At 72.8% G+C, this 5,019-nt stretch carries 5 protein-coding genes; 2 read left to right on the plus strand and 3 right to left on the minus strand.

Annotation, left to right across the window (positions count from 1 at the left end; genetic code table 11):
- Positions 1–141 precede the first annotated feature (141 nt).
- Complete coding sequence (locus ACLEQD_RS36740; protein ID WP_410390550.1) at positions 142–345, plus strand: hypothetical protein; 204 nt, start codon at positions 142–144, stop codon at positions 343–345.
- Positions 264–1,103, plus strand: coding sequence for an ornithine cyclodeaminase family protein (locus ACLEQD_RS36745; RefSeq protein WP_410390551.1), 840 nt, complete (start codon positions 264–266; stop codon positions 1,101–1,103). Before ACLEQD_RS36740 ends, ACLEQD_RS36745 begins: the two co-directional genes overlap by 82 nt.
- A gap of 37 nt (positions 1,104–1,140) precedes the next feature.
- Here the strand turns inward: ACLEQD_RS36745 and ACLEQD_RS36750 are convergent, their stop codons facing one another.
- From ACLEQD_RS36750 to ACLEQD_RS36760, 3 genes are all read right to left on the minus strand, one after another.
- Complete coding sequence (locus ACLEQD_RS36750) at positions 1,141–2,328, minus strand: tetratricopeptide repeat protein (RefSeq protein ID WP_410390552.1); 1,188 nt, start codon at positions 2,326–2,328, stop codon at positions 1,141–1,143.
- A 113-nt stretch (positions 2,329–2,441) separates the two neighbouring features.
- Positions 2,442–3,359, minus strand: a complete 918-nt coding sequence (locus tag ACLEQD_RS36755; protein WP_410390553.1) for a hypothetical protein — start codon at positions 3,357–3,359, stop codon at positions 2,442–2,444.
- A 128-nt stretch (positions 3,360–3,487) separates the two neighbouring features.
- On the minus strand, positions 3,488–5,019 hold a 1,532-nt coding region (locus ACLEQD_RS36760; protein WP_410390554.1), incomplete at its 5' end, for an FAD-binding oxidoreductase.

Consider the following 5,019-nt stretch of genomic DNA (forward strand, 5'->3'; position numbering starts at 1 on the left):
CACGAGCGCCCGGCCGCGGGCCTCCGCCGCGGGCCTCCGGACGGACCGCCCGCGCGCCGTTCACCTTCGTGCGCTCGGCCGCCCCCGGGGACAATCCCGCTCCAGGGCATGCGGGCGCTCGGGTAGGGTGGCCGGCAAAGCATGCCCACCCTCCTGCTCAACCGCTCCGCCGTGGCCCGCAACATCCAGGCACTCCTGCTGCTGGACGACCTGCGCGAGGCCTTCCGCACCGACGTCCTGGCCCGCACGGTGGCCCGCAGCGCGTGCGCGCGCCGCTGCACGCGGAGGGCACCGCGCTGGTGCTCTTCCCCGGCTGCGTGCCCGGCATCCCCGCGTACACCGTGAAGGTGCACGCGAAGTTCCCCGGGCAGAAGCCCGCCATCCAGGGCGTGGTGCACCTGCACGACCTCGTCACCGGAGGGCTGCTCGCGGTGATGGACTCCGGCCACCTCACCGCCGTGCGCACCGGCGTGGTGGGCGCGCTGGCCGCGGACGTGCTGGCCCGGCCGGACGCGACGCGCGTGGCGGTGATTGGCGCCGGCCGCCAGGGCGTGCTCCAGCTCAAGCAGCTGCGGCTGGTGCGCACGCTCAGCCAGGTGCGCGTCCACGACACGAACCTCGCGCACGCGAACGCCTATGCGCAGCGCATGTACCAGGAGCTGAGCCTGCCCGTGCACGTGGAGACGTCCGTGGCGGATGCCGTAGCGGACGCGGACATCATCGTGACGGCCACGTGGAGCCACCAGCCCTTCCTGCACGCGGGCCTGGTGAAGCCGGGCACGCACATCACCGCGCTGGGCGCGGACGAGCCGGGCAAGGCGGAGCTGTCCCAGGACCTGCTGGAGCAGTCGCTGTTCGTCTGCGACCACCGCGCGCTCACCGTGTCCACCGGCGCGGCGGGCGCGGTGGGGCTCACGGAGGCCGCCATCCACGCGGAGCTGGGCGAGGTCCTCGCGGGCCTCAAGCCCGGGCGCACGTCCCCGGAGCAGGTGACGGTGTTCGCCGGGGTGGGCCTGCCCTTCCAGGACCTGGCCACCGCCTGGCACGTGTACCAGGCGGCGTCCGGCGACGAGGACGTGCCCACGCTCGACTTCAACGAATAGCGCGGGACACGTCCGGCCGGTGGTGTCCGGGGGTGCTTCAGGCCTTGGACAGCGCCTGCGAGAGGCGCACGGCCTCCTCGTGCAGGTCGGTGTCCTCCGCCAGCGGCATGGCGAGCACCTTCTGCACCAGCTCCTTCGCCTTCGCCTCCTGGCCCAGGCGCGCCTGCGCGAGCGCCAGGTTGAGCAGCGGCTCCGGGCGGTCCGGGGCGCGGCGCACGGCCTCCTCCAGCACCGTCACCGCGCGCGGCAGGTTCGCGTTCGCGGGCTCCGCGGGGATGCGCAAGAGCAGCTGGCCCAGGTTGTTCGCCGCGCGCCAGCCGTCCGGCGCCAGGCCCATGCCCTGCTCGTACGCGGTGATGGCCTTGTCGTACGCGGGCGGCTCCAGCGCCTCGTGGCAGGTGGCCTCCGCCATCTTCAGCGACTCGCTGGCGACGCCCAGCGACGCCATGGTCTGGCACAGGTGCCGGGCCTGCTCAATCTGACCGCGCGCCAGCATCAGCTGCGCGAGGTTCGCCTGCGCGTCCGCGTCCTTGGGGCGCTGGGCCGCGAGCGCGGAGGCCGCTTGGTAGGACGTGCGCAAATCGCGCAGCGCCATGGACAGCACCGTCACGGACGCGAGCAGGCGCGGCTGGTTGGGCACCGCCTTGAGGCCCTGCTCCAGCACCTTGCGCGCCTCCACCAGCTTCTCCTGGGAGGACAGCGCGTGCGACAGGCTGAGGTACGCGGGCACGAAGCGCGGCGCCAGCGTGAGGACCTCGCGCAGCGTGGCCAGGCCCGCGTCCGTCTTGCCCGCCTCCAGCTGCACCTGGCCCAGCCGGTAGCGGAACACCGGGTTCTGGGGCGCGAGCTTCGCGGCCTGGGACAGGGCCTCCAGCGCCTGGGGCGCCTTGTCCTGCTTGATCAGCATCATGCCCTTGCCGAAGTGCGCCTCCGGGCGGTTGGGCTCCAGCGCGAGCACGCCCTGGTAGGCCTTGAGGGCGGCGTCGAGCTGGCCCTTCTGGGCGGCGATGTTCGCGCGCACGAGGCCGGTCTCCCCCGTGGCGCCCTGGGCTTCCGCCTTGGCGAGCAGCGCTTCGGCCTGGGGGACCTTGTTCTCCACCAGCGCCAGCTTGGCCATCACCACCAGCGCGTCGCGGTGGTGGGGGTTCTTCGCGAGGAGCTTCTCGGCCTCGGCCCTGGCCTGGGCCACCTGGCCCTGCGCGAGAAGGGTTTCCAGAGAGTTCATGATGGAAAGTGTCCCCCAGGGGGCGGGGGCTGTCGAGCAACGGGGAAAAAGGAAGGGCCCCGCCCGGATGGACGAGGCCCTGGGGAGAGCGTCGGATGCGAAGGGCGCTGGGACTACCAGTGGCTCAGCACGTTCTTGATGCCCTCGCCGACGTTCTTGATGCCCTCGCCGACGTTCTGCACCGCGTTGCCCACGCCCTCGACGGCGCTCTTCGCCGCGTCGCCAATCTTGCCCACGTCCACGGAGAAGCCGAACTCCAGGCTGGCGCCGATGCCCAGCGCCGCGCCCACGTCGAAGTTGGCGGACAGCTTGCCGTCCTTCAGGCCGACGTTGGCCTCGAACTCCACGCCGATGCCGGCGAACGCCTCCGCGCCGGCCGTGACGGTCGCGGGCCCAATCTCCTGGCTGACCTCCGCGCTGGCGCGGGCGCCGGCGAAGGCCTCACCGTGCACGGAGGCCGCGGCCTGGCCGTGCAGCGGGTCCAGCACCACCTGGCCCGTGGCGGTCGCCTCGGCGCCGATGTTGCCCTCCGCGCCCCACTCGGAGCGGCCCAGCGCGCTGTCCGCGTGGCCTTCCACGGAGCCGCGCACCAGGTCCGCCTGCACGTCCACGGAGCCCTGCGCGCCAATCTTGCCGTGCAGCGGGTCGATGGAGACGTTGCCCTGCGCGGCCACGTCCGCCGTCAGCACCTGGCCTTCCACGGTGTTGTGGAAGTTGCCGTTCACGTCACCGGAGGTGTGGGAGCCGGAGGCGGCGGTCCAGTTCTTGTTCCACTCGCCCTGCGCCACCGTCTGCTCGAAGCGGCTGGTCTCCAGCTGCTTGTGGATGTCCGCGGTGGTGTTGGGGTTCGCCTGGTTGCTGGTGCTGACGCGGTTGCCCTGCACGCCGCGGTTCAGGTCGAGGGTCGCCTCGCCCTGGGCCCGGCCTTCCTTGTGCGCCTGGACCTCCCTCCGCACCAGCTTGCCGTGCTCCGGGGGCTTCGTGGTGGTGTTCCGGAACACGGGGCGGTAGCGGTTGGTCTCGATGGACATGGGAGCGGGCTCCGGCGGCGCGAGGCGCGGTGGGGAATCTTGTGACTTGAGACTTTATCGGCGGCGCCCCCCGGAAAGTTTCCGCCCCTCTTTTTCTTCGATGATCCATCCGAGCCCCGGGCCGCGCCTCAGGGCTCGGATCTCCCGGGAGCCAGGATTCCCTCGGGGTCCAACGCCGCCTTCAGCCGCCGGCCCACCTCCGTGGAGTCGTCCCGCACGGGCGGTGTGGCTCCCTGGGCCTGGAGTCCGGCTCGGGTCAGGTGGTACCCGGCGTCCGCCAGCTCGCGGGTGAGGGCGCGGTAGCAGGCCTGGGCGCGGGCGTCCTCGCCCTTCGCGTCGCGGTCATAGGCGAGCGCGGTGATGAGGTAGAGGCAGCGCGGGGAGAAGGCGAGGAGGGCCAGGTTGGGCTCGAAGCCGAAGAGGCGGGGGACGCGGTCGGCGATGTCCGTGGCGCGCTTCGCCTCCTGTCCGGTGAAGGGGACGGCGACGCAGCACCAGATGAAGCCGCAGCGGTCCCGGTCCGGGTTCGGGTCTTCGGGCTGGGGCGTGCGCTTGCGCCAGTAGGTCATGGCGAGGTTGGCCTCGGAGGGGACGCCCTGGAAGCCGCCGTCGCCGTCCAGGACGGGCGGCCCGAAGGACAGCGGGCGGAAGGCGCCCTCCAGGGCCCGCGCGAGCCGCTTCTCCAACAGGGCTCCGAACTCCGCGTCCGGGGCGGTGAGGGTGCCGCTGATGGCCCAGCGGCCGAAGCCCTCGCGGAACTTCTCGCGGGCCCAGTCCGGCAGGGGCGTGCGGCCCACGGCGGCGTAGGGGTACTGCTGGGTGACGCTGAAGGCCTTGATGTCGTTCCAGAAGAAGAAGCTGCCCTTGAGGGTGCCGTCCAGGGCCAGCGCCTGGAGCCGGTCCACCATGTCCCAGAGCTGCGCGTCGTCGTTCACGGCGCAGACGAACTCGCGCAGCCAGGGCTGCTTGCGCGCCAGCCAGAACGTCATCCGCGTCACCACGCCGAAGGACGACTGGCTGAACAGCCCGTCCAGCACCGGGCCCAGGCCCCAGCGGAAGACGGGCGCGGCGCGCGAGCCGGGGAACCGCGCGTGGCCCGTCTCGATGCGCTCCCCCGTGGGCAGGACGACCTCCAGCGCGCAGACGTGCTGGAAGATGTCCGCGTGGGGGCCGCGCCCGTCGCCGCGCTCCAGCGCGTTGCCCACCAGGCTCGCGTCCGGCGAGCCGCCGATGGTGGTGATGAAGTTGGAGGACTGGCGCTCGCGCAGGTACGCGGCGGCCTGGCGGAACGTCACGCCCGGCTCCACGGTGAGGTACGCCAGCTGTTCGTCGTGCGCGAGGACGCGGTTCATGCGCCCCAGGTCCAGCAGCACGCTGCCGTCGCCGGGGGGCACTCGCGAGCCGTAGCCCCAGTTGCGGCCGGCGCTCACCGGGTACACCGGCACGCGGTGCGCGCTCGCGATGCGCAGGCACGCCTGCACCTGGGCGGTGTCCGCGGGCCGCACGATGGCGGGGATGCGCTGGGTGGTGGCGAAGGTGGCCGTCCCGGCGGCCTCCAGCGCCTCGGGGTCCACGACGACGTGCGCCTCGCCCACGGCCTCCCGCCACGCGGCCAGGGCCGCTCGCGGGTCCGGAGCCCTTTTCGGTCTCGCTCGACGGC

The sequence above is a fragment of the Corallococcus sp. 4LFB genome (assembly GCF_046520365.1).
Taxonomy (GTDB): Bacteria; Myxococcota; Myxococcia; order Myxococcales; family Myxococcaceae; genus Corallococcus; species Corallococcus caeni.